This window comes from Paracoccus yeei ATCC BAA-599, from assembly GCF_000622145.1.
Taxonomy (GTDB): domain Bacteria; phylum Pseudomonadota; class Alphaproteobacteria; order Rhodobacterales; family Rhodobacteraceae; genus Paracoccus; species Paracoccus yeei.
Window position 1 is genome coordinate 1 of record NZ_JHWH01000054.1, and the last position, 4,185, is coordinate 4,185.

The 4,185-nt window shown below is 65.2% G+C and carries 4 protein-coding genes and 2 pseudogenes; 4 read left to right on the forward strand and 2 right to left on the reverse strand.

What is annotated here, in order from left to right; translation table 11 throughout:
* Positions 1–362: 362 nt before the first annotated feature.
* From BU28_RS0117385 to BU28_RS26860, 4 genes and pseudogenes are all read left to right on the forward strand, one after another.
* Complete coding sequence (locus tag BU28_RS0117385; protein ID WP_028720566.1) at positions 363–1,112, forward strand: SDR family oxidoreductase; 750 nt, start codon at positions 363–365, stop codon at positions 1,110–1,112.
* A 198-nt stretch (positions 1,113–1,310) separates the two neighbouring features.
* Positions 1,311–1,758: pseudogene (locus BU28_RS24995) on the forward strand (FecCD family ABC transporter permease); the annotation flags it as partial.
* The gene (locus BU28_RS23610; RefSeq protein ID WP_081791449.1) at positions 1,755–2,432 is read left to right on the forward strand and encodes an ABC transporter ATP-binding protein; all 678 of its coding nucleotides are present in this window, start codon (positions 1,755–1,757) and stop codon (positions 2,430–2,432) included. The pseudogene BU28_RS24995 and the gene BU28_RS23610, both read left to right, overlap by 4 nt.
* Entirely contained in the window at positions 2,398–2,634 is a 237-nt protein-coding gene (locus BU28_RS26860) for a helix-turn-helix domain-containing protein (protein ID WP_081791450.1), read from the forward strand. Before BU28_RS23610 ends, BU28_RS26860 begins: the two co-directional genes overlap by 35 nt.
* Before the next feature lie 177 nt (positions 2,635–2,811).
* Here the strand turns inward: BU28_RS26860 and BU28_RS0117405 are convergent, their stop codons facing one another.
* Together BU28_RS0117405 and BU28_RS26865 are read right to left on the reverse strand one after the other, a co-directional pair.
* Positions 2,812–3,441: a hypothetical protein gene (locus BU28_RS0117405; protein WP_028720568.1), complete on the reverse strand. Its 630-nt coding sequence runs from the start codon at positions 3,439–3,441 to the stop codon at positions 2,812–2,814.
* Between the two features lie 330 nt (positions 3,442–3,771).
* Positions 3,772–4,089: pseudogene (locus BU28_RS26865) on the reverse strand (transposase); the annotation flags it as partial.
* Positions 4,090–4,185 lie beyond the last annotated feature (96 nt).

The window sequence follows — 4,185 nt, forward strand, 5'->3', positions numbered from 1 at the left end:
TCACCCCCGACTGGGCGTCGAGCATGGTCCGCGTCCGTCTGGTGGGCGACCACATCTTCTATGTCGATCCCCGCTCCTCGGCGATCTAGCAGCGCTCCGGCCGGTGGCGACAGGTGCTGAAAGCGGCACGCCCCCGCGGCATGAGCGCTGACCCGGCCTCGCTTTCCGAAAAGCGGATAGCGCGTCGCCCGGCTGGCCGGGTGGGGTGAAGGTGGCAGGCCGGGATAAGCACCCATGCCCCACCGCAAGCAGCCCCGCGCGCAATTCTGAAAACGATTACTTTGAAAGCAGGAAGCGGAGTGCCGAGGGGTCTCGCTCGGCGATATCCCTGCCGAGAACCAGGCAGAAAAGGCATGCGAGATATGACTTTACTTGAAGGCAAGGTTGCCATCGTCACCGGCGCATCCTCCGGCATCGGACGCGCCGTGGCGCTGATGTTTGCCGAACAGGGCGCGGCGGTCGTCCTGGTCGCGCGACGCAAAGCGCGGCTGGATGAGGTGGCAGACGAAATCCGCGGCAAGGGAGGACGGGCCCATGCGTCCGCCGGGGACATTGGCCTTCCGGAAACCCATGCGCGCCTTGTCGCGGAGGCGATACGCGAATTCGGGGGCCTCGACATCGCGATCAACAATGCCGGCACCGTGGGCGTGGCAAAACCGCTTGCCGAAATCGCGCCGGAAGACTGGCAGCAGACGCTGACCACCAACCTGACGGCGGCCTATCTGGGCGCGCGCAGCCAGATACCCGCCATGCTTGCGCGTGGCGGCGGCTCTATCGTCTTCACGTCCAGCTTCGTCGGAACCAGCGTCGGCATTCCCGGCATGGCCGCTTACGGCGCATCGAAGGCCGGATTGATGGGCCTGGTGAAGGGGATCGCCGCCGATTATGCGGCGCAAGGCATCCGGGCGAACGCTCTGCTGCCGGGCGGTGTCGACACCGAGATGGCGGGCGACCAGAGCCAGAAGGATTGGGCGGCTGGGCTTCATGCCATGAAGCGGATCGCTCGACCCGAGGAGCTTGCCTCTGCTGCTCTTTTTCTTGCCAGCTCCATGGCCAGCTTCGTCACCGGGTCAGCGTTGTTCGCCGATGGGGGCAATGCCGCCGTGAAGTGACAGGCGCCTGGCCAGGAACGGGGTCCCGGCATTCGGCCATGAAGCCGTTGAGGATTTGGCCATGTCAGTGCCCACGACAGGAAACCCGACCACTTGTTGCAGACATTGTCGTAGGCGGGGACATAGACCATTCCGGTTTCTGGGTTGTAGGCTTGGTATGGATCGTTCTGCCCGCACTAGAGGCTGGGGCAATGAGAGGTCGTCTGGATGATGGGATCTCTGGCCGACCACTCGATGCTGCATGTCTGGACCGTGCTGCCGTTCTTCGCGGTCGGAACGGTGCTGCTGCTGGCGGCCGGACGCGACCTCGATGCGCCGCGGCCTCGATGGGGCTGCGGCTCGGGCGGATGCGGATGGCGCTGGTCATCGGGGTTGCGGCGCTGGTCGGGTCCTCGACGGCGGTGGCGGGCGCGGTCGGCTTCGTCGGGTTGGTGGTGCCGCATCTCCCGCGCTACGCCGTGGGCTCCAGCCCCGCGCGGCTGCTGCCGGCCTCTGCGCTAGGCGGCGCGGCGGTGATCCTGGCCGCAGACTCGCGGTACGGGTGACTCCGCCCGGCCGCGACCTGAAGCTGGGGGTGCTGACCGCGCTGGTCGGCGCGCCCTTCTTCCTGCACCTGATCTGGCGCACGCGAGCCGAGGGCGCATGACCTTGCTCGGCCTGGAAAACCTGACCGTCCACCGTCATGGCCGCCCGGTTCTGCAAGGCATCGACCTGCGTGTCGGCGCGGGCGAGCTTGTCGGTCTGCTGGGTCCGAACGGCGCTGGCAAGACGACGCTTCTGCGCGCCGCGCTGGGGCTCTTGCCGCATGGCGGCCGCTCGTGGCTGGACGCGCTGACAGCGAGCCAGCGCGCGCGCCGCGCCGCCTTCATGCCGCAGGGGCGCGAGATCGCCTGGCCGCTGCCGGTCGAGCGGCTGGTGGCGCTTGGCCGCACGCCGCATGGCTGCAGCCCGGCCAACGGCTCGGCAGTCGAGCGCGCCATCGCGGCGCTGGACCTCGGTCCCCTGCGCCACCGGCCCGCGACCGAGCTTTCGGGCGGCGAGCAGGCTCGCGCCCTGATCGCGCGGATGTTGGCGCAGGAAACCCCGCTGCTGGTCGCGGACGAGCCGGTCGCGGGCCTGGATCCCGCTGCGATGATCCGGGTGATGCAGGTCTTTGCCCGCCTTGCAGCTCAGGGGCGCTGCGTGATCGCCTCGCTGCACGACCTGGGCTTGGCCGCGCAGGAGGGCCGGGATTTGCCGAATCCGTCGGCCCCTGTCCGGCGGCAAACTGGTTCATGGTGTTGGCATGCTCGTCCGCCGTCAGCGCGCGTTCGCCCGTGACCATCTCCTTGAAGCTCTCGCCCAGAGAGCCTTGACGGAGATGGCGCGACGGATGGGCCGGCATCGCTCGACGATCTTTCGCGAACTCAGCCGCAATCATTTCCATGACAGCGACATTCCGAAGCTCCATGGCGACTGCTGTGTCGTTGCGCAAAGCTGCTCGGATGGACGGCGGACACGGACAACGCAAGCTGGTGCGTAACCCCGGGCTGTGCGACCAGGCCGAGCGATGTCTGAGGTCCGGCTGGGCAGACCGCATAACCGGAGCTTCACCTGATCCGGACCAATCCAGGCGGATGTCCAGAGGAGGGTGCCGCCACCGAGAAGAATTTTCGGGCTGCTCACAATACATTATCAGTCCAGCGAAAATAGAGGCGTATTATGGCGTCAGAAGAGAGAACAGCCCGAGTGCCAGCGATCCCACTGCCAGAAGGGCGCCCGCAATCGCAACGCCGGTCAACCAGCCGGACGCGCCGCCTCGAGGTGCATCCAGACCCGCAATCCCGCTTTCAAGGCGCAGCTGAACGATTTCAATTCGTTCCTGGAAGCGGCTGCGGTCGTTTTCGGACGCCGCCATGTCCTGCTTCAGACTGTGCAGGTCCGCCCGCAGCGCAGACAATTCCGCAAGAATGCGGCCAAGCGCCCTTTTCTCGGGCGAAACCGCTCCCGCGGCTCTTGCGGCAGGGTGTAACGGCAATTCGACCCCATCATGTGACCTGGCGATGACCGTGATGGTGAACTCCATCCCCTCTTCAAGCGGAGGGTCTAGGGTGAAGGAAAAGCCGTAATTTCCGGTCCCGACCGCCTGTCGTTCCAGATCCTTGCGTGGCCGGTCGGCGGTTACGCGGCCGACCACCCGCCCCTCGCGCAGCACATCGACCATCGCGGTGCGGCGGGGGTCGGTGCGGTCGATGACCCAGCCGCCAACGCGATCGCTGCGCAGAAGGTCGATCACACCGTAAAGCCTCAGTTCTTTCGAGACTGTCGAAAGCGGTGTCTGGTCTGTCATCCGGTGATCCTTGCAACCGTGCGGCTTGCAAGTGATAGGACAAGACCTTTAAGATCGGGTTACCTGTAGCCAGATGTACTCAGTTGTCTGCTGCTTCTGGACGCTCGCGTGGCACCCATATGAAACCCTGTGGCCTTGGCCCGAGCCAGAATGATTCTGAACCCGAGCAGGCGCCGTTCGCACTGTAGCGTCTGGGCAGACCCCTAACGGCGTATGCACTTGTTCATGTTCTCCACTGAGCCTTTCTGTCACCGGCACCAGGACGATCCAGTATGTCTACGACTTCGGTGATGACTGAACCACAGCATCCAGATCGAGCGGGTGGACGCGCTAGCCCAAATGCGACAATGGTTGCCGGGAAAGTTTCTCGCGTCTGTGGCCGCGGCCGAGCAGGTTGGCCTTGAACACCTCGGCAGGCGTGCGGAAGCCGAGGCACTTGCGCGGCGTGGCATTGAGGCCGGCACAGAGCTGACGAAGTTCCTCCTGAGAAAGCGAGTTCGGATCGGTGTCGCGACAAAGCCAACGTCGCAATCGCTTGTTGGCGTTCTCAACCGCACCTTTCTGCCAAGGCGATTGCGCCTCGCAGAACCATGTTTGCGTGCCGACCTCGGCCTGCAGGTGCGGCCAGTCGACGAACTCGGATCCGCGGGGTCACGTCCGTCAAGCTGGTGTAAATTCCCGGATAGCCTGAGGGCATGATCAGGCGGCTTTCGTGGTTATGCTGAGAATGGGGTCGATCTCCTC

Coding starts and splice junctions, on each gene's coding strand:
- BU28_RS0117405 (WP_028720568.1), bottom strand. CDS start 3,441: ATGACAGACCAGACACCGCTTTCGACAGTCTCGAAAGAACTGAGGCTT.
- BU28_RS23610 (WP_081791449.1), top strand. CDS start 1,755: ATGACCTTGCTCGGCCTGGAAAACCTGACCGTCCACCGTCATGGCCGC.
- BU28_RS26860 (WP_081791450.1), top strand. CDS start 2,398: ATGCTCGTCCGCCGTCAGCGCGCGTTCGCCCGTGACCATCTCCTTGAA.
- BU28_RS0117385 (WP_028720566.1), top strand. CDS start 363: ATGACTTTACTTGAAGGCAAGGTTGCCATCGTCACCGGCGCATCCTCC.